A 20,677-nucleotide genomic window follows, 5' to 3' on the forward strand; every position below is an offset into this window, starting at 1 on the left:
TGGTTTTTTTATCTTTTCAGATTATTTTACTGTTGCAGTGCTTGTGATCAATTCAACAGCTTTTTTGATTGTGATATCGTGTTTCAACATGTCTGCTGAAAGCAAGCTTTGTACTTGGGCAACTTCCATGTTGTAATCTGCAGCCAATTGCTCGATTTCTTTTTGAATTTCTTCTTCAGTAGCGTCAAATCCTTCAGCTTTCGCAACTGCTTCGATAACAAGATTAGTCTTAGTGCGTGACTCAGCTTCTGCTTCGTATTGTTTGTGAAGGTCTTCTTGAGTAGTTCCAGTGATTTGGAAGTACATGTCAGGGTTGATACCTTGACGTTGCAAGTTTCCAAGGAACTCATTTACTGAGCGGTGAACTTCTTCGTGGATCATTTCTTCTGGAAGTTCTACGATTTCAGCGTTTTCAACTGCTTTATCGATTGCTGCACCTTCAACGGCATCATTGTAAGCTTCTTCTTTAGCAGCAGCTAATTCTTTGCGGTATTTTTCTTTCAATTCGTCAAGAGTTTCAACTTCTTCGTCGATATCTTTTGCAAGTTCATCGTCAAGAGCTGGAACTTCTTTAGCTTTAACTTCGTGGATAGTTGTTACGAATTTAGCTTCTTTACCTGCAAGGTCTTCTGCTTGGTAGTCTTCTGGGAATGTTACGATAACGTCAACAGTTTCACCAGCTGAATGTCCAACCAATTGGTCTTCGAAACCAGGGATGAATTGACCTGAACCAAGTCCAAGTGAGAAGTTTTCACCTTTTCCGCCGTCAAATTCAACACCGTCGATAGAACCAACAAAGTCGATAACAACAGTGTCGCCTTCTTCAGCAGCACCATCTTTGATAACCAACTCAGCCAAGTTGTTGCGTTCACGTTCGATACGTGCATCTACATCAGCGTCAGTTACTTCTTTATCTACATCAACTGATACTTCAAGGTTTTTGTATTCACCCAATTTTACTTCAGGTTTTGTAACAACTTCTGCAGTGATAACCCAATCCTGACCTTTTTCCATAGAAGTTACGTCAATTTTTGGTTGAGCAACTACTTCAAGACCAGCTTCTTTAACAGCTGCTTCATAAGCGTCTGGTAAAAGAGCGTTCATTGCATCTTGGTAAAGTGCTTCTTCACCAAATTTTTGGTCGAAGATAGGACGTGGAAGGTGACCTTTACGGAAACCTGGAACGTTAAGAGTTTTCTTTACTGAGTTAAAAACACGGTCCAATTCTGGTTTGATTTGGTCTTGAGAGATAGTGAAAGTCAAGACACCACGGTTTGTTTCTTTGTTTTCAAATGATACAGACATTCTGTCATTTCTCCTTAAAATTTTTAATACAGTCCATTATACCACATAGTAGCGAACTTTTTCAAGTAATGGATGCGCTTTTCGTCCATGCTTCAGTTACATCCTATGTCCCCTAAAATTCATCAGAACCCACCAGATGGTGTTGAAAAGCATAAACAGCTGCCTGGGTACGATCACTAACTTCAAGTTTGGCTAGGATATTGGAGACATGGGTCTTGACTGTCTTAAGGGAGATAAAGAGCTCATCTGCAATGCGCTGATTTTCATAGCCCTTGGCAATCAGTTGAAGGACATCGCGTTCTCGCGCAGTTAATTCTTCGTGCAGTTCGACGTGATTACGGTTATATTCTACCTTCTTGCTGACCTCTTGTTCAATTGCAAATTCACCGGCTGCTACCTTACGAACTGCGTGTAGCAACTCATCTGCGCTCGAAGTTTTGAGCATATAGCCTTTAGCCCCAGCATTTAAGACTGGCATGATTTTTTCATTGTCTAGATAAGAAGTCACAATCAAAATTTTAGCCTCCGGCCATTCTTTGAGAATAGCTAGAGTTGCGTCAATTCCGTTGACTTCAGGCATAACAATATCCATGACGATCACATCTGGACGAAGCTCCAAGGCCATGGAAATCCCTTCGGCTCCATTAGTTGCTTCTCCAACAACCTCTACATCATCTTGTAGTTCAAAATAACTTTTTAAACCAAGACGCACCATTTGGTGGTCATCTACTAATAATAGTTTCATTTTATTTCCTTTTGTTAATCAATCAAGCAAGGGGATCCGAATATCCACTGCCAAACCCTGCTTCGGTGCTGTTAGTAGTTGTACGGTCCCTGCCATATCTTCCACTCGTTCTTTGATATTCCGTAGTCCATAGCTTAGTTCATCAACATCATCTAACTGAAAACCGAGACCATTGTCTACTACCTTCAACTGCAATTCAGTTTCCGTTTGATAAAGATAAACGTCTAGACAAGAAGCTTGGGCATGACGGAGAGTATTACTAATCAATTCTTGGACGATACGAAAGACATGCTCCTCAATCTTTTTAGGCAATTCGTCTACCTGATATTTAAAACTGACTTTGAGTTCACTTTTTTCTTCCAATTCTTTGAGAAGCAACTGAATTCCCTCAACCAAACTCTTTTGTTCCAGTTCAATAGGACGCAAATGCAAGAGTAGAATACGCAAATCTCTTTGGGCTGTCTCCAAAATAGCTGTTACACTCTGGAGTTGTGTCTGCATCTTCTCTTTGTCTAATCTGGAAGCTTGTTGACTGAGTCCTGATAAAATCATATGGGCAGCAAAAATTTCTTGGCTAACCGTATCATGCAAGTCACGCGCGATTCGCTTGCGCTCCTTTTCAATAATCACTTCTTCCTTGACCAAGGCTTGATTGTCCGCTTTTTGAATGGCTTCTGTCAATAAACCAAGCTTGCCTGACAGGTTTTTAAAACTTGCGTCTAAGTCGTCATCCCCTAGACTTTTAATATCTTTACCAGCCAGCAGATTCTTAAGATTTGCTTGGATTCTTCTTCTTGAAATTTCGTCAACCATTGTCCAAAATAGGACCAATAAAAAAGCAAGGGCAAGACTAAACATCAAAGCTAGAAATAGGACTTTTTCTGTCTTTTCTATATCTTGGAAGAGAGAAGTCCACTCCAAATCTAAGACCTTAAAAATACTTCGAAACAGAAAAGCGACAAAGAGAAAAGAGGTGACACCAATTAAAATATAGGGTTGCTTTTTCATCCTCTCACCACCTCAACATCTCCAACCATCGTTGTCAAAAGAATCTTAACACTCTTGGGACTCTTGAGATAATCTCTGGTTTCTTGATGAAATTGCTCATTACGCAAAGCACGTTTAGGCTGGTCAAAAAAGGTTAAATCTCCGTACAGAGAATTGACGCTTAGGCTGACTTCTACATCCACTGGTACGATAATTCTAGTCGTACCAACCAGTTTTCTCAAGATAATGACATTATCATGATTGCTCAAAATCACGTGCTCTAGATGAATGGTATCCTTCCCCATAAGGCGAAAGAGATTGATATCATCAAAACGACAGGTCTGGTAACTTGAAAAATGGTGGAGATTTCCAAACCAGCGATTTTTCTCCCTCTTTACTGTCACAACTTCTTCAAAAACCAGATTGGTATCTTCTCTTTCCTGGTTCATCATAGGGTAAAGCAGGAACAGGCTGTAAATCAAGGCTACAAAGATGGCTAAAATGACAAAGGGATTGAGCATGATGATAAAGAAAAATAGGATGCTCACTGCTACTAAAATAAAATTGTTTCCCTGTTTTCCAGTATAATATCGAATCAGCAGTAAAAACAAGAGCAACATCAGTAGAAAACGGGAAAAATGCTCTGATACCATCATAATCAGAGCCCCTGTTAATAAACAAGCTTCAATAAATAGAAAAATTTGAAATTTTCGCATGTATCCGTCCTCTCTATTTTATTGTATCACAAAACCAAAATGTCACATCAGTCTGGGGAATGATAAAAAGACCGGGACCAAAATCCCGATCTCTTTACATTTGATCTTTTGCTTCTTTCAATTTTCCATATAGGAGATAGTCAACCTCTTGCAAATCCTCAATTTTTTTACAATTAAGGGCACACATAATCAAGCGTAGGTCTTCCTTCCAACCTTCAACAATGGAAATAACGACATCAACAGAGTAATTTTCAACCAGCTCTAACATAGTGCGTGATAGACCAACTGCCTTGGCTCCAAACACCAAGCATTTGATGATATCTAGTGGATTGCGAACTCCTCCACTAACCAAAAGTTCCATCTTGTCTTTCCAGTCTTGGGCATTGATAAGAGCTTGCATGGTCGATTGACCCCAGTCATTTAGGTAATCACGCTGTCCACTGCGACGGTTTTCGATATAGGCAAAGCTCGTTCCCCCACGCCCAGACAAATCAACGGTTCGTATTCCCATCTCATAAGCCTTAGCAATGGTTTTCACATCCATACCAAAGCCGACTTCTTTTAAAACAAGTGGCACAGAGATTTGCTCAGCATAATCTTTCAGATTATGCTGCCATAATCTAAATTGACGTTCACCCTCTGGCATGAGCAATTCCTGCATGACATTAACATGAACTTGTAATAGAAGGGGATTCATCTCTTTTACTGTTTGTAATCCTAGTTCTACAGGTTTGTCTAAGCCAATATTGGTTCCAAGAAGGAGGTCAGGGTAACTAGTTTTGACTGAAAAAGAATCATCTGAAGGATCCTTGAGTGCAGCGCTGTATGAGCCCGTCACAAATAAAATCCCACAAGCATCTGCCACCTGAGCCAGCTTTTGATTGATTTCTCTCCCCTTATCGCTTCCACCTGTCATAGCATTTATATAAAAAGGAAAGTCCCACTTTCGACCTGCAAATTCTGTCGAAAGATCAATTTCATCTAAGTCATATAAGGGGAGCGAAGAATGAATTAGTTCAACTTCATCAAAACTATTATAAGAACTGTTTTGTTCAAGGGCATAGCGGATGTGTTCATCCTTCCGATTTGTCGTCATGTTCCATCCTTTCTTGATACAAGAGCTCAATTCCTAGATCAGCCCAGCGTTTTTTCAGTAATGTGGTCGAATCTCGGTCAAAGCTAAGTGCTATCCCACAGTCTCCACCACCAGCACCACTACTTTTAGCGACAGCTTTCAAGTCTTTGCTGGCATTTTTTAATTGCCTGAGCAAAGGTGTGTAAATATCTGAACTCAAGCCTTCTAAAAGTTGGCTGGCTTGTTCCAGCAAGTCAATAATGGTTTCTTCTTGACCCACCTCCAAAGCCTTTACCAAGTTAGCCACTGTTTCTTTTGAAGCCTGTAAAAAGCTAGGATTCATATTATCCTTGATTTGCTTAACCATGTGACTTGATACAGCCACTTCCTTGGTCCAACCAACCAGAAAGTCAAATGTCAAGACCGGTTCAACACTCCTAATAGAAAAGCCCCAGTCACGTGCTAATACAGCTTGCAAGTCTTCCTTTTCTAGCCATTGTGCCACTTTCTCACGGTCAAATGACTGATAGAGGACGAGGTCTTCTGATACGATACAGGCAATGTCCCCCATGGAGCCATTGTCCCCACGTTTAAGAAGTACAGCACTCGCCAATTTAAACAAGAGTTCTCTGTCAGCTAATCTTTCATAAAAAGCAAGCATGGCCTTGATGACCAAAACAACCACACTGCCACTAGAACCCAAGCCGAATTTCTTCCCCTCACGCTCCATTTTCCCACGAACGTCTAAAGAAAAAGGCTGCAGTTCAACTCCTTGGGCAGTTAGATACTCCTCCACCAAGGCAACTGTTTCTTGAATCAAGGCATAAGAAGAATCCGGTTGCAAGTCTACACTATAGGAAAACATATCTGAGTAGAGTCGATAATCATTAGACGCTTTAATCTCAGCCGTCATATAGATGGGAATAGCCTTGATTAGCGCTAATTGACCTGGTTCTAAAATGGCATACTCACCAGCCCAATAGAGCTTCCCACAAGTTTTAACAATCGTCATCTTGGCTCAAATCCTTTGTTTTTGAAACGATTAAGCGATAGCGTTGACCTAAAAGTTTTGACAAATGTTCCAGGTCCTCTTCCAAGCAAAGAACCTTGACATTAGGGCCCGCATCCATGGTAAAGTAGCAAGATTCTTCTTGTTCTCTAAGCTGACGAACAAAATCCATAGCCTCATAACTAGCATCTGTCAGATAAGAGAAGGAGGGAGTTGCAGTTTTTGTCGTAGCATGCATAGCCAAGGCGTTTTTCTCTGTCAATTCTCCAACTTTCCTAAAGTCATTTTCCTTGAGGTAGACCAACATATCCTTGTAATCTTGTTCAGATTGACGAATCCACTCATCAAAAGTCGTAGAAGTTTCGACACAGAGCTTCATTCCATCTCGACTGGAAATTGGTTTTTTCTGGTCTTCCAAGACCAACATAATCATAGCTAGTTTCAAGTCAGTTTCGACAGGATAAATCTCTCCACTATCCTTGTCCCAGGCTGCCAAGGGACCATAAAAACTACGAGATGAAGAACCCGATGCAAACTTAGCTTCCAAGGCCAATTCTCTGCGATTCAGCCCAAGTTGGAAATAGGCGTTACAAGCTTTGACCAAGGCAGATAAACCACTGGAACTTGAAGAAAGGCCTGCTGCTGTTGGCATATTGTTCTTAGTATCGATACGAACAAACCCTGCTCCTTCCGGACGGTAGCGGTCAATGATTTTACTCATCTTGGCATGCTCAGCTTCGTTTTGCAACTGACCATTGATGTAAAAGGCATCAGCCTTTGTATCTGCTAGTAAAGGAGAAAGTGTCGTCTCCGTATACATATTTTCTAAAGTCAGAGAGATACTGCTAGTCGCAGGAACCATCTCTTTTTCTGCTTTCTTTCCCCAATATTTAATAATAGCAATATTGGCATAGGAACGCACTGTTACAGGCTTTCGATCCATGTCTGAACAGCTCCTTTCTCTTCTAATCTTTCAGCTAAATCTTGAGCTTGGTGATAGTCGGCTACTAAGGCTATGATACAGCCACCTAAACCACCACCACTCATCTTAGCACCTAAAGCTCCATGTTGAAGAGCAGTTTCAACCAAGGCATCAGCCTCAAGGCTACTAACTCCTATTTCTCTTAGATTTCCATGTGCTTTTGTTAAAATCTCTCCCAGCATCACGGCATCTCTTGCCTTTATTGCTTCTTCTGCTTGCTGGGTCAACTCTCCAAGTGCATACAAGAAAGGTAAAGCTTCCTTACCCTTGCTCTCTACAACTTGAATAGCTTCACGAGTGTGTCCATAGACTCCTGTATCTGCAATGACCAGATAAGCCGACAAGTCCATGGCTAGTTCTTCAAAACCAACATTCTTGATAAAACGAATAGGCTGGTCACTAAGACAGGTCTTGGCATCCAATCCACTAGGATTCATATGGGCAATCATCTCAGCGCGATTGACCAGAATTTCTAACACATCATGTGGAAGTTCTGCTTGGTAATAATCAAATACCGCGCGAATAGCCGCAATGCTAATGGCTGCCGAAGAACCCATTCCACGTTTTTCTGGAATTGCAGAGTCAATTTGGCAACGGATGTAAGCATTTTTGATATTCAGATACTCGAGAGAAGCATAAACTGCCATGGACAAGGTATCCTCTTCAAAAAGGCGCCATGGTGTCGTTGCCGGTACAACCCGACAGGTCACTTCAACCTCTAAAAGAGGCAAAGAGATGGCTGGATAGCCATAAACTACTGCATGCTCTCCTATTAAAATAATTTTACTATGTGCCTGACCGACACCAACTTCTCTTGTCATTTAATCCTACTATCAGACGAAAATCGTCTTTTTCTAGATAAAATTTTAGAACTTTATTCCTTTCTATTTTATTATATTTTCACAAAAAAAGCGATTGTTTCCTTCACAATCGCTTGTTTTCATTACTGTACCCATTCACCATTATAGTTGACGTAGTAGCCATCTACTTTTGTATTCACAGCTAGGACACCTGAATTATAGGCATAGTACCATTTACCGTTAACTTGGAACCAGCCTGTCTTCATATTGCCATTGCTTGCATTGAGATAGTACCAAGTTGAGCCGTCTTGAAGCCAGCCTGTCGCCATAGCTCCTGATGAACGAAGGTAATACCAATAGCCATTGATGGAAACCCAACCTGTTTTCATATCCCCATTTTCAGCGTCAAGATAATACCAAGTCGAACCTTCCTGATACCAGCCAGTTGCCATAGCTCCTGATGAACGAAGATAGTACCACTTGTTACCAAGATATTGCCAACCCGTTTGCATTGTAGCAGTTGTTGGATCTAGATAGTACCAAGTTGAATCATCGTTTATCCAACCTGCACGTCTTTCACCACCAATATAGTTTTCTCCATTAATTTCCGTTTTAGCTAGATAATACCAATTAGACTGGTCATAAAGCCAACCTGTCTCTAAAGAATGATTTTGATTAAAGTAATAGTTCGTGTAAAAACTCTTCTCTTCTTTATCTTCCGGATTTGTACGTTTTTCACCATACTTTCTTCCAACACTGTCTTTAGTTTTAATCTCTAATGCTTTCCAACCAACAAACTCTTGTAGCACTCCATTTTTATCGAAGTAGTACCACTCTGACTTTGGAAAACCTTCTAATCTGATACCATTTGGGTAAGGTCCAATTGTACTACCTTTAGATGGAAACGGTATATATTGCCAGCCGACAACCATCTCTCCAGATAAAGGATCAAAATAATAGTACTTACCATCAATCACTCGCCAGTAGGTTTCTTTGAGTTCCCCCTTCTTGTAGTAGGTTCTACCATTTTCTTGGACAAATTGCCAACCTTCTGAATCAGCATCATCCGCCAATACTGCACTAGTTGCTAATAGACTAAAGAAAAAGACTGCTAAGGCGATTTGCATCATTTTTTTCAAAAATTTCATTCTTTTATCCTCCAAAATGATTGTAGCAAAGACTAAACTATATGTCAATATATAATAATTTCAAAAAAAGCAGTTACACAAGGTAACTGCTTTTCTATTCTTGCATGGTGTAACCCACACCACGCACGGTTTTAATGTAACTTTTTTGACCTTTTACGTCAAGTTTGCTACGTAGATAGCGGATATAAACATCCACGATATTGGTTTCGGTCGCACTTTCATACTTCCAAACACTTTCCAGCAACTGCTCTCGAGTTAAAACTTTCTTGCTTCCCATAAGGGTAGCCAAAAGGTCATATTCACGACGTGTGAGGGCAATCATTTCCTCACCACGATAGACTGTATGATGTTCTACGTCCATACGCAGATTGCGATAGGATGTCGGAACCTTCATTTGACTACAGTGTTGGTCGATAAAATCCCGACCTCGGAAAATTGCTGCAATACGAGCCACCAAATCATCAATAATGACTGGCTTGTAGATATATGAAACAGCGAAACGCTGGATTGTTTCAAGTTGGTCTTGCAATTCTTCTCGATGGTCCAAGACTATAATAACCGAAGCTGGCTTAGTCCGACTCAACTGTTCTGCAAAACCCTGGGCTGTCATATCCCCTAGATGAGCATTCAGTAAAATCAAGTCATAGTCTGTCTGAAGAGCCATGGAGAGGGCTTTTTGACCCTCTTCTACCTGATCAACTCGGTATTGCTCTTTTTGGAGTTCCAGACTTAAAAAATGAGCTAGATTTCTTTCTTTCTCAAGTAATAAAATCCGTTTCCCCATGGCTGACCTACTTATTTTTCGTCATACCAAGAGTAGTGGAATGTTCCTTCTTTGTCTTTACGTTGGTATGTGTGGGCACCAAAGTAATCACGTTGTGCTTGGATCAAGTTTGCTGGAAGGTCAGCTGAACGGTAGCTATCAAAGTAAGTGATGGCAGCTGAGAAGGTTGGTACTGGTACACCTGCTTGAACAGCAAGAGCTACGATATCACGAACTGATTGTTGGTACTTAGCAGTTACATCCAAGAAGTACTCATCCAAAAGAAGGTTAGCCAAATCTGCATCACGGTTGTAGGCATCAGTGATCTTTTGCAAGAAACGAGAACGGATGATACAGCCATCGCGCCAGATAGAAGCGATGTCTGCAAATGGCAAGTTCCAGTTATTTTCTTTAGAAGCCACACGCAATTGTGCAAAACCTTGTGCGTAAGAAATGATTTTTGAGAAATAAAGAGCTTGACGGATTTTTTCGATCAACTCAGCCTTATCTCCTTCAAATTTGAAGGCAGCTGGTTTTGGAAGTACCTTGCTAGCGTGTACACGTTCTTCTTTATAAGTTGAAATGTATCGCGCAAATACTGACTCAGTAATCAGTGACAATGGCACACCAAGGTCAAGAGCTGATTGGCTAGTCCATTTACCTGTTCCCTTGTTTCCTGCAGCATCCAAGATGTAGTCTACGATTGGTCCATCTTGACCTTCATCATCTTTACGTCCAAGGATGTCAGCAGTGATTTCGATCAAGTAGCTATCCAATTCGCCTTTGTTCCACTCAGTAAAGATTTCAGCCATATCTTGAGCTGAAAGACCAAGCAAGTGTTGCATCAAATCATAGCTTTCTGCGATCAATTGCATATCACCGTACTCAATACCGTTGTGGACCATTTTCACGTAGTGACCAGCTCCATCAGGACCGATGTAAGTCACACATGGTTTACCATCTTCTGGTGCTTTTGCAGAGATTTCTTCAAGAACATCTGCTACCAATTCATAAGCTTCTTTTTGTCCACCAGGCATGATAGAAGGACCTTCAAGGGCACCTTTTTCACCACCAGAAACACCTGTACCAATGAAGTTGATACCAGAGTTCGCCAATTCTTCGTTACGACGGATAGTATCTTTGTAGAACGTGTTTCCTCCGTCAATCAAGATATCGCCTTTATCCAAGTGTGGAAGAAGGGCTTGGATGGTTGCGTCTGTACCAGGTCCTGCTTGAACCATGAGCATGATACGACGTGGTTTTTCAATTGAGTTTACGAAGCTTTCGATATCATAGCTTGGCACAAAGTTCTTTTCAGGATGGCAAGCAACAACATCTTCTGTTTTTTCTTTACTACGGTTATAGATAGCAACTGTGTATCCACGAGATTCAATATTAAGGGCAAGGTTACGACCCATTACGGCCATACCAACAACACCAAAGTTTGCTTTTGTCATGTGACACTCCTCTTATTTAATAAGTTTTATTTTATCACGTTTATCTGTGAAAAGAAAGAATTTTATAACAATTTGACTAGTAGTCTAAATCATCCGCATGGCCAGAACCATTCCCAACAAAGTATCCTGTCTTACAGTTTAGAGTGAAGAGATAAGTTCCATCTGGTTTATAAAGATTGTAATATCCATTGCCATTCACAATATTTACACGTTCCAAGATATATTGGTTTCCAGTGATATATCCACGCGCACGGGATGTCTCAAGGATCTGTTCAAGAACACCATCTGCAAAGGTCCAGGCAGGATTACTACTATCGTTTACAGCAGATTGATTATACGGTACTCGGCTAGCGCTTCTTTGCAAATTAACACCTTCGCTTGACAAGCCACTATTAGTAGATGCCGCAGTATCACTTGTTGAAGTAGATGGACTGCTTTCTGTTGTTGGGCTTGACGCTTCCTGGCTCGCTGCTGTTGTCGAAGCAGTTGTTGAGGCCGTTGTTGTACTTGTTAATTGACTCTTACCAAGGCTGATTGCTTTATCAAGCAGTTTATCAATTTCTGTATTACCAGTCTTGATTTCCGTGAATTTAGCATCCGCTTTGATTTTTGCATTTGTATCCAAGACACCATCTGTAATAGCTGGAGTTTCAAATTGAGAGTTCACTTCTTGGATAGCCTTTATTTGAGTTTCTAGACTATCATATTTTGATTTGGCTAGAGTATGTTCTCTCGCTCCTTCTAGTTTATCTAGAAGTTCTTTCAATTGATTCAGTTGACTAAACTGGCTATTTTTAAGAGCCGTTTTGTTTTCATCAGTATAAAACGTGTCGTAGAGCGTATTAAATTGTTCATAGACTGACTGATTGCTTACCAAACCTGAATCCGCCGCCTTCGTTTGAAGCTCTTGAGAAGAACGCGTAATCTGACGATAAACGTAATAGCCACCTCCAAAAATCAAGAGGAATAGCAAAATAATGGCTGACAAAATTGCCCATTTCTTTTTATTTTGTGGTTCATCATCTGCTTGAGCAGAACGAGATAATGGTTGAAGTTGATCTTCATTTTCCTCATAAACCACTGCAACTTCGGAGTTATCAACCTCAGCCATTTCCACAGCTTCCAATTCATCCTTAAAAGGTTGCTCGAGAACTCTGGTTTCCTCTTCTTCGGCTTCTTGGGCAACGATTTCAGTTGTATCTGTGGCTACTGCAAGAGCAATCGCTTCCTCTTCCGGACTTAACACATTTTCTTGTTCAGTAGTTTCTCTCACTTCTTGGATCATATCATCCAAGCTTTGAGTAGACTCCTCTTTTTTCGTTTGTAAATTTTCAAATTTGTCTGCTTCGATTTCTTCACGGTGTTGCTTGATATATTTATCTAAGATGGTATCATCTGGAGTCACACCTGCTTCAACTTCTTCGTTCTTACGAATAGCCTGACCAACCGTTAAATCTTTAGCCTCTTCAAATTCAAACTTAGATTCTTGCTCACCCTTGTGATGGCGATTGCGTCTTTTCTTACTCATTTGCATTCCTTTCTACTTTGACATCTTCTCTTTTCACTCGTTGACCAAAATATTGATATAAATCAACTTTCAAAGTACCGTTATAGAGTTTCCGTTTTTTATCTGCCTGACTACCATATTTACTTTCAAAAGCTTCATCACTGGTCAGGATAAATTTACTCCAGGTTTTAAGTGGTGCAAATACCTCTCCCATCTCAGCATAGAGCTTTGTTACTCCTGCGTCATCTGATAAGCGTTCCCCATATGGTGGATTCGAAATAATAACTCCATTAATCTTATCTGTTCGCAAATCCTGCACGCGCATCTGCTTAAAGTGGATATCCTTAGAAACCCCTGCAGCCTGAGCATTTGCCTTAGCAATTTCCACCATGCGGCCATCGATATCACAGCCCATGATGTCTAGCTCAATCTCACGATTAATCTTCTTGCTAGCTTCCGTACGAATCTCCTGAATCAAACGATCACTAACCCAATTCCATTCTTCGAAAGCAAAGGAACGGCGTAAGCCTGGCGCCATATTACGAGCAATCATAGCTGCCTCAATACAGAAGGTCCCTGAACCACAGGTTGGATCGATCAAAGATTTATCTGGATACCAGTTTGATAATTGCAGAATTGCTGCTGCCATGTTCTCTTTAATAGGAGCACCACCTTTTTCAGTACGATAACCTCGTTTGAAAAGACTAGAGCCACTTGTGTCAATCATGATAGTCGCAACATCTTTAAGAATTGAAACCTCTATTTTAAACTCTGGACCATTTTCCATCAAGGGAACGCCTTCTGGTCGAGCATAATGTTTCTGCAATTTCTTGACAACTGCCTTTTTAGAAATAGCTTGAACACTAGGTTCATTATGAAGTTTTGATTTGACACACTTAGCCTTTGAAATTGGAAAACGCGCTCCAAGTGGTAAATAATTTTCCCAATCTAAGGCAAAAACTCCTTGAAAAAGTTCTTCAAATGTTTTTGCGGGAAAAGTCCCAACAACAATCTTAATCCTGTCTGCAGCTCGTAGCCACAAGTTGGTTTCAATAATTGTCTTTACATCTCCTTCAAAGCGAACGCGACCATTCTCAACTTGACAGTCATAGCCAAGTGCACGCACTTCCCGACCTACAACAGCCTCTAAGCCTGCTGCAGCAGTCGCGATTAAATTAAATGTTTGTTTCATGTCAGTCTTTAAAGACCTTTCTCTTGTTCACCTTTAAAAAATGAGGTTGAGAAAATTTCTCAGCCCCAACCTATATGCAATTTTCTATAAGCCATGTTTTGTTCCAGAAGTGACTAGGACCACTTCTTTCGATAATCATCTGTCTACCACTAACAGCTAGAAGCTGCTAGCAGTCAGAGTACTACGTTCGTTTCCGCGCACTCCATGCCCCGACCAAAATTTGGGTTGCTAGCTTGAGGGGTTTACCGCGTTCCACTCTCTCTGTTTCCAGAGAGACTTCGTCACTGTGGCACTTTCAGAGCTACTAAAACATATCCGAAAACTTAGTCTATTCACTCGCCGTAACGATTTCTCGTCCCTAGGCTTATGGTTTCGCCTAGCACAAACACTACAGGCATCACAGCCTGTGCTAGCATGGACTTTCCTCATGAAAAGATAAACTCTCCACGCGATTATCCAAAAATTGCACAACTGTATGATTCTTAGAAATCAGAATTTTCTACGATTTGTTTTCCAAATACTTCTTTTTCAAGACGATTCAAGCGTTTCAAGATATCAAAGTTAGTCATAGAAGTCGTACTTCCAAGCTCAGCAGGCTCAGACGTTACAGATACAGGTTCCACTTGAGGTTTGTTCGCCAATTGTTCTTTCAATTCTGCGACTTCCAAGCGCAATGATTTAACCAACGCTGCATAAGTTTCATAATCCTTGATAACGTCATCTAAGAATTCATCTACCTCTGCTTTACTGTATCCACGTACTTCTCTTCCGAAATCCTGCTCAAAAATATCCTTTGCTGTAAAAATAATACTTGCCATGTCTCTCTCCATTCTCAGTTACTAGTATTATTATATAAAAAAAGGCAAACAAAAAGCAAGGTCAAAGCCTCAATTTTCGGAAAAATTTTCGGCTATTTCGTTTAAATCCTCAAATGTTAATCTTTTTGTAATATAGTTGTCTTTCTTTTTCATCAGTTCGTAAAAAAATCTCAGTTTTGTTTCGTTTTCTTGATCATAAAAAAGATAGGCTCCATCTGTATTTTCAAGTAAAAAAATCTGGTAATCTCTCAATTGGCTTTTATGCTCATAAGCCGGATAGGCATACTTGATAAAATCGACCTGTTTAAAATCACTCAATTTGATCTGATTTGCTTCATTCCAATTCGATCCATGTGTTTCAAAATCAAAAATAGTCGCTAGTTGAAATCCATAGTCATCTTTCATTTCCTTGGCGACTTCTAAAACCCAATGTTCAAAACCAAGAGAACCTGTAAACACTAGCCATTGCAACCCTTCCTCAGCCAATCTTTCCAAATCTCTTCGAATGGCTTTTTTGATAATTTTTAAGCGAATGTCCTTTTCGTTAAACACTCCCAAATCAAAAGCTGAGTATCCCAAAACCAAGGCTGTATGCATTTTTTCACCCTTTCTGAAAACCTTTGTGGTATAATAGAGTGATGTTATTGTACCAATAAGGAGGACTATGGTCAACTATCCACATAAACTTTCATCTAAACCAAGCAAAACTTCTCTACCTCAAACTAAAAATTTCGCAAATCGAGGTATGAGCTTTGAAAAGATGATTAATGCTACCAATGACTACTATCTATCACATGGAATAGCAGTCATTCACAAAAAGCCAACCCCAGTTCAGATTGTTCGGGTCGACTACCCTCAACGGAGTCGCGCTAAAATTGTTGAAGCCTATTTTAGACAAGCTTCAACTACTGACTACTCGGGTGTTTATGAAGGATTTTACATCGATTTCGAAGCAAAGGAAACCAGACAAAAAAATGCTTTCCCGATGAAGAACTTCCATTCTCATCAGATACAGCATATGGAACAGGTTCTTGAACAAAAGGGAATTTGCTTCGTCCTAATCCATTTTTCTTCTTATCAGGAAACATATTTATTACCGGCGATTGACCTTATCCGTTTTTATCAACAGGATATGGGGAAAAAATCAATGCCGCTTGATTATATTCGAGAGCATGGTTATGTGATTGAACAACAAGCCTTCCCTCAAATACCTTATCTCGATATCGTCAAACAACATTTACTAGGTGGTAAAACAATATGAACAAACAACTTATCTGGCGCATTGCTAAATATCTAGGAATTGGATTTTTAGCAGCCTTTATTGCTGCAATATTGATTGGTGGAAGTGTCTTCTTCTACTATGTATCTAAAGCACCAGAACTTTCTGAAAGCAAACTTGTCGCAACAACTTCAAGTAAAATTTACGACAGTAAAAACGAATTGATTGCTGACTTAGGAGCCGAGCGTCGTGTCAATGCTCAAAGCAATGAAATTCCTATTGAACTGGTCAATGCAATTGTCTCTATCGAGGATCACCGTTTTTTTAACCATAGAGGAATCGATAGCATTCGAATAGCTGGAGCTTTCCTGCGAAACTTAACTAGTAGAGGTGGCCTCCAAGGTGGTTCAACCTTGACGCAGCAGTTGATTAAGCTGACATATTTCTCAACTTCTTCATCAGACCAAACAATCGCACGTAAGGCCCAAGAAGCTTGGCTAGCTATTCAGTTAGAAAGAACTGCAACTAAACAGGAAATTTTGACATATTACATCAATAAGGTATACATGTCAAATGGTAACTATGGTATGCAAACTGCAGCTCAAAGTTACTATGGTAAAGATTTAAAAGACCTATCAATTCCACAACTCGCTCTTCTAGCCGGAATGCCACAGGCACCTAACCAATACGATCCTTATTCTCATCCAGAAGAAGCAACAGAACGTCGTAATCTAGTCCTATCAGAGATGCAAAAGCAAGGTTATTTAACAGCTGAACAATATGAAACGGCTATAAATACACCTATTACTGATGGTTTACAAAGTCTGAAAGGAAGCAACTCCTATCCTCCATACTTAGACAATTACCTCAAAGAAGTGATTGAACAAGTTGAAACAGAGACAGGCTACAACCTTTTAACTACTGGAATGGATGTCTACACTAACGTAGACCAAGACGTTCAAAAGCGTCTTTGGGATGTATACAACACAGATGAGTATGTTTATTATCCGGATGATGAACTTCAAGCAGCTTCTACTATCGTAGACGTTACAAATGGTAAAGTTATTGCTCAGCTTGGTTCAAGACACCAGTCAAGTAATGTATCCTTCGGACTCAATCAGGCCGTTGAAACCAACCGTGACTGGGGTTCTACTATGAAACCAATCACAGATTATGCACCTGCACTTGAATACGGAATTTACGACTCTACCGCAGCAATCATAAAAGATGCCCCTTATAACTATCCTGGAACAGATATTCCTGTTTATAACTGGGATAAAGCATACTATGGAAACATCACACTACAATATGCAATCCAACAATCGCGTAACGTACCTGCCGTTGAAACACTTGAAAAGGTTGGATTAGACAAAGCCAAGACTTTCTTGAATGGTTTAGGTATTGACTATCCGGATATGCACTATGCCAACGCTATTTCAAGTAACACGACTGAGTCAAACAAAAAGTACGGAGCAAGTAGTGAGAAAATGGCTGCTGCTTACGCTGCTTTTGCTAACGGTGGTATCTACCATAAGCCAATGTATATCAACAAGATTGTCTTTAGTGACGGTAGTTCAAAAGAGTACTCTGATCCTGGCTCACGTGCCATGAAAGAGACTACTGCCTATATGATGACAGAAATGATGAAAACCGTATTAACCTACGGAACTGGTCGTGGTGCCTATATGTCTTGGTTACCTCAAGCAGGTAAGACGGGTACATCTAACTATACAGATGATGAAATTGAAAATTACATTAAGAGATACGATTATGTCGCACCTGATGAAATGTTTGTAGGATATACCCGCAAATATTCAATGGCTGTCTGGACCGGTTATTCAAACCGCCTCACTCCAATCGAAGGAGATGGATTTAGAGTAGCGGCCAACATCTACCGATCAATGATGGAGTACCTTTCCGAGGATGATCACCCAGGTGATTGGACAATGCCTGAAGGTCTATATCGTAATGGTGAGTATGTTTTCAAAGTTGGCGCTCGTAGTAACTGGATCCCTCAAACAACCCAACAAGCTACTACAGAAGCTCCTACTACAACAACCGAAAATCAAACTACAGTAGCTGAAACTACTAGCCCAAATAATGGACAAAACCAAACTGTTCCAAATACAAATCAAAATCAAAATCCTCAAGGACAACAATAATCTTATAAGACCTAGGAAGATGTTTTCTAGGTCTTTTATTAATGAAAAAGGTGGAGTTAATGACTAACTCCACCTTTTTTTATTTTACATGGTTTGCAAGATCTTCTTGCGCTTTTTTATTAGATTCTTCTTTTTCTTTCTTCCATTTATCTTGAGCTTTTTGATATTCATCAGCAGTTACTGGTTTATCTTGAAGTTCAAGGTACTTGTACAAGAGGGCTTCACTCATACCCTTGTTACCTGAGTATGCAAATGGAAGGGTGAATGGCACCATCTTAGACAACATTGGACGTCCAGTTTGAGAAGTTGTTGGAATAATCAAAGCGCTATCTGTCAACCAAGCTTGGGCAGCGGCATATTTATCATAACGTTTTGAAACATCTGTGACTTCATTGTCAGCTTCAACAACCATCTTTTCGTAATCTTCCAAACCAACTTGTTTGGCAGCGGCGTTGTTTGTACCAGCATCAAATCCTAGATAAGTTTTAGTATTTTCACCAACAGATGGTTTGATGATATCAAGGTAAGTAGATGGGTCAATGTAGTCTGGAGACCATCCAACGTTATCTGAGAGATCCCAATCTTCTCCAGCAGCTGTTTCAGCAAAGTAGGTAACATTTAAGACTTCATCTTTTTGAAGTTGTTGAATGTCAATGACAACATTGTCAGTTCCTAATGTTGCTTCAAGTGATTGTTTCAATGACTGAACACGTTGAACTTTTGTAGTATTAGTTTGATCAACTGGCATATCCAAGTGAATTGGGAATTGAACGCCTTCTGCTTGGAGAGCTGTCTTAGCTTTAGCAAATTCTGCTTTCGCTTTTTCAGGATTGTATAGACCATCTTGAGCGTCATCTAGATTCACATCTTTCCACTCGTCACCATAGGTTACCAATTTTTCTTTAACTAATTCACCAAAGTTTTTACCATCAGCTTGTACGAAAGCTGGTGGTACGAACAAGTTACGAAGAAGTTTGCTTGCTCCACTTTCTCCATTTACTTGAGAAGCATAAGCAGTTCTATCAAAACCAAAGGCGATGGCTTGACGGAAGTCTTTGTTTAGGAGAGCTTTTTTAGTTGATGTCTTTTGTTCATCCGTAGTCTTAGAAGTGTACTTGTAAGACTGACGGTCAATATTTGTCCCAACTAAGAAAGTTGCAGAATCTTGTGGTGTATAAACGATGTTATCCTTAAACTCTTTTTCAAGTTCAGGATATCCTGCACTTGTTGGGAAGAGACGAGCCATTGAGAAGCCGCCATCCTTAAAGGTGTCTGCAAGTTTGCCTGTATCTTGACCATCCCAGAATGATAGTTTTACTTTATCAATATGAACATTGTCCTTATCCCAGTAGTTTGGATTCTTTTCAAATTCTACTGAAGATTTTGCTACCAATGATTTCAACAAGAAAGGACCATTGTAAAGAATACTGCTTGGATCAGTTGCTTTGGCAAAGTCACTTCCTTTAGAAGTAAGGAATTCTTCATTGACTGGTGCAAGAATACCCATGGTTGTCTTAGAGTTCCAGAAGGTTTCTGGTTTATTCAAAGTGTATTGAACAGTTTGATCATCAATTGCCTTGATTCCAACTTCTGAGAAATCTTTTACTTCACCTTTGACATAAGCGTCAAGACCTTTAATAGATTCTTGAACAAGATAAAGGGCTTCTGACTTATTATCAGCTGCATATTTAAGACCTGTTACAAAGTCTTGAGCTTTCACAGGTGCATACTCTTCACCTTCAGAAGTGTACCACTTAGCATCTTTACGGATTGTATAAGTGTAAGTCAAACCATCTTGAGATACTGACCAGTCTTCTGCCATAGATGGCACAAAGTTTCCATAGCGGTCATTTTCCATCAAACCGTCAATGACGTTACTAGTGATATTAGCAGTTGCAGCCTTACCTGTTGTCAGATAGTTGAGGTTGTCTGGATCTGTTTCATAAACGTAAGAAAAAGTTTTCTCACCTTTTGCACTAGAGCCTGAACCTGAACAAGCTGCCAAAACACCTGACGCTAACAGAGTCACTCCTGCTAGGGCCATTACTTTTGAAAATTTCATAATAAACTCCTTTATGACTTTTTATACATTATAGTCCCTTTTCAGCCATGTGTCAATACAATTTTCAGAATTTTTCAAATTGATTTGAAAATATTTTCTTCCTCCATTTCTAATATGAAAATCTTTTTAGGAAAATTTCAATCATTGACATTTATCAACTATATCTTTATGATATAATAAAAGAAGAAAGTTGAAAGGAAATACCATGTCAAAAGAAGTTATTGTTGAAAGTTTTGAACTAGACCATACGATTGTAAAAGCTCCTTATGTCCGATTGATTGGAGAAGAGACTGGACCGAAAGGAGATATCATTTCTAACTTTGATATCCGCTTGGTTCAACCAAATGAAGACTCTATCCCTACTGCTGGACTTCATACAATTGAGCACCTCTTGGCTAAACTAATCCGTACTCGCATCGACGGTATGATTGATTGTTCACCATTTGGTTGTCGTACAGGGTTTCATATGATTATGTGGGGACGTCATACTAGCGCTGAAATCGCTGCTGTCATCAAGGATTCACTAAAGGAAATCGCTGAGACTACAACTTGGGAAGATGTTCCTGGAACAACCATTGAGTCTTGTGGAAACTATAAGGACCACAGCCTCTTCTCGGCTAAAGAATGGGCAAAATTAATTCTCCAACAAGGAATCTCAGACGATGCCTTTGAACGTCATGTTATCTAATAATAAAAAAAGAAACCAGCTTTTGAACTGGTTCCTTTTTTT

Annotated in this window: 19 protein-coding genes and 1 other RNA gene; 3 read left to right on the forward strand and 17 right to left on the reverse strand. The window is 40.0% G+C overall.

Annotated features, from left to right (window positions below; genetic code table 11):
• Positions 1-21 precede the first annotated feature (21 nt).
• From tig to AB2B47_RS04825, 16 genes are all read right to left on the reverse strand, one after another.
• Positions 22-1,305: a trigger factor gene (gene tig, locus AB2B47_RS04750; RefSeq protein WP_006151789.1), complete on the reverse strand. Its 1,284-nt coding sequence runs from the start codon at positions 1,303-1,305 to the stop codon at positions 22-24.
• Positions 1,306-1,417: 112 nt separating this feature from the next.
• Positions 1,418-2,050 (reverse strand): response regulator transcription factor, encoded by a 633-nt coding sequence (locus AB2B47_RS04755; protein ID WP_006152074.1) that lies wholly within the window; start codon positions 2,048-2,050, stop codon positions 1,418-1,420.
• Between the two features lie 18 nt (positions 2,051-2,068).
• Positions 2,069-3,058, reverse strand: coding sequence for an envelope stress sensor histidine kinase LiaS (locus AB2B47_RS04760; protein ID WP_320693745.1), 990 nt, complete (start codon positions 3,056-3,058; stop codon positions 2,069-2,071).
• Positions 3,055-3,753 carry a cell wall-active antibiotics response protein LiaF gene (gene liaF, locus AB2B47_RS04765; protein WP_004252029.1) on the reverse strand — a complete coding sequence of 233 codons (699 nt, stop codon included), beginning with the start codon at positions 3,751-3,753 and terminating at the stop codon, positions 3,055-3,057. The genes AB2B47_RS04760 and liaF overlap by 4 nt, the downstream gene beginning before the upstream one ends.
• Positions 3,754-3,847: 94 nt before the next feature.
• Positions 3,848-4,849, reverse strand: a complete 1,002-nt coding sequence (gene fni, locus AB2B47_RS04770) for a type 2 isopentenyl-diphosphate Delta-isomerase (RefSeq protein ID WP_320693746.1) — start codon at positions 4,847-4,849, stop codon at positions 3,848-3,850.
• Positions 4,827-5,840: a phosphomevalonate kinase gene (locus AB2B47_RS04775; protein ID WP_320693747.1), complete on the reverse strand. Its 1,014-nt coding sequence runs from the start codon at positions 5,838-5,840 to the stop codon at positions 4,827-4,829. The genes fni and AB2B47_RS04775 overlap by 23 nt, the downstream gene beginning before the upstream one ends.
• Entirely contained in the window at positions 5,827-6,780 is a 954-nt protein-coding gene (mvaD, locus tag AB2B47_RS04780) for a diphosphomevalonate decarboxylase (protein ID WP_006151944.1), read from the reverse strand. The genes AB2B47_RS04775 and mvaD overlap by 14 nt, the downstream gene beginning before the upstream one ends.
• Positions 6,762-7,640 (reverse strand): mevalonate kinase, encoded by an 879-nt coding sequence (gene mvk, locus AB2B47_RS04785; protein WP_320693748.1) that lies wholly within the window; start codon positions 7,638-7,640, stop codon positions 6,762-6,764. Before mvk ends, mvaD begins: the two co-directional genes overlap by 19 nt.
• Positions 7,641-7,762: 122 nt before the next feature.
• Positions 7,763-8,767, reverse strand: coding sequence for a choline-binding protein CbpJ (gene cbpJ / locus AB2B47_RS04790; protein ID WP_320693749.1), 1,005 nt, complete (start codon positions 8,765-8,767; stop codon positions 7,763-7,765).
• A 94-nt stretch (positions 8,768-8,861) separates the two neighbouring features.
• Positions 8,862-9,551, reverse strand: coding sequence for a response regulator transcription factor (locus AB2B47_RS04795; RefSeq protein ID WP_006147978.1), 690 nt, complete (start codon positions 9,549-9,551; stop codon positions 8,862-8,864).
• An 11-nt stretch (positions 9,552-9,562) separates the two neighbouring features.
• Complete coding sequence (gndA, locus tag AB2B47_RS04800) at positions 9,563-10,987, reverse strand: NADP-dependent phosphogluconate dehydrogenase (protein ID WP_006151777.1); 1,425 nt, start codon at positions 10,985-10,987, stop codon at positions 9,563-9,565.
• A gap of 76 nt (positions 10,988-11,063) precedes the next feature.
• Positions 11,064-12,515 (reverse strand): cell division site-positioning protein MapZ, encoded by a 1,452-nt coding sequence (gene mapZ / locus AB2B47_RS04805; RefSeq protein WP_320693750.1) that lies wholly within the window; start codon positions 12,513-12,515, stop codon positions 11,064-11,066.
• Positions 12,508-13,686 carry a THUMP domain-containing class I SAM-dependent RNA methyltransferase gene (locus tag AB2B47_RS04810; RefSeq protein WP_006151949.1) on the reverse strand — a complete coding sequence of 393 codons (1,179 nt, stop codon included), beginning with the start codon at positions 13,684-13,686 and terminating at the stop codon, positions 12,508-12,510. Before AB2B47_RS04810 ends, mapZ begins: the two co-directional genes overlap by 8 nt.
• An 82-nt stretch (positions 13,687-13,768) precedes the next feature.
• Positions 13,769-14,150, reverse strand: an RNA gene (rnpB, locus tag AB2B47_RS04815) — RNase P RNA component class B.
• Between the two features lie 18 nt (positions 14,151-14,168).
• Positions 14,169-14,504, reverse strand: coding sequence for a cell division regulator GpsB (gpsB, locus tag AB2B47_RS04820; RefSeq protein ID WP_006152068.1), 336 nt, complete (start codon positions 14,502-14,504; stop codon positions 14,169-14,171).
• A gap of 69 nt (positions 14,505-14,573) precedes the next feature.
• On the reverse strand, positions 14,574-15,101 hold the full coding sequence (locus AB2B47_RS04825) for an SLOG family protein (protein WP_006152179.1): 528 nt from the start codon (positions 15,099-15,101) through the stop codon (positions 14,574-14,576).
• Positions 15,102-15,168: 67 nt separating this feature from the next.
• Between AB2B47_RS04825 and recU the strand changes: the two genes are divergently transcribed.
• Positions 15,169-15,765 (forward strand): Holliday junction resolvase RecU, encoded by a 597-nt coding sequence (gene recU / locus AB2B47_RS04830; protein WP_006150093.1) that lies wholly within the window; start codon positions 15,169-15,171, stop codon positions 15,763-15,765.
• Positions 15,762-17,885 carry a penicillin-binding protein PBP1A gene (pbp1a, locus tag AB2B47_RS04835; protein WP_320693751.1) on the forward strand — a complete coding sequence of 708 codons (2,124 nt, stop codon included), beginning with the start codon at positions 15,762-15,764 and terminating at the stop codon, positions 17,883-17,885. The genes recU and pbp1a overlap by 4 nt, the downstream gene beginning before the upstream one ends.
• Before the next feature lie 79 nt (positions 17,886-17,964).
• On the opposite strand, the gene AB2B47_RS04840 is transcribed toward pbp1a, so the two are convergent.
• Positions 17,965-19,947, reverse strand: a complete 1,983-nt coding sequence (locus tag AB2B47_RS04840) for a peptide ABC transporter substrate-binding protein (RefSeq protein WP_320693752.1) — start codon at positions 19,945-19,947, stop codon at positions 17,965-17,967.
• A gap of 205 nt (positions 19,948-20,152) precedes the next feature.
• Between AB2B47_RS04840 and AB2B47_RS04845 the strand changes: the two genes are divergently transcribed.
• On the forward strand, positions 20,153-20,635 hold the full coding sequence (locus tag AB2B47_RS04845) for an S-ribosylhomocysteine lyase (protein ID WP_006151868.1): 483 nt from the start codon (positions 20,153-20,155) through the stop codon (positions 20,633-20,635).
• Positions 20,636-20,677 lie beyond the last annotated feature (42 nt).

Origin of the sequence: Streptococcus wuxiensis, assembly GCF_040888245.1 — a bacterium.
Taxonomy (GTDB): Bacteria; Bacillota; Bacilli; order Lactobacillales; family Streptococcaceae; genus Streptococcus; species Streptococcus wuxiensis.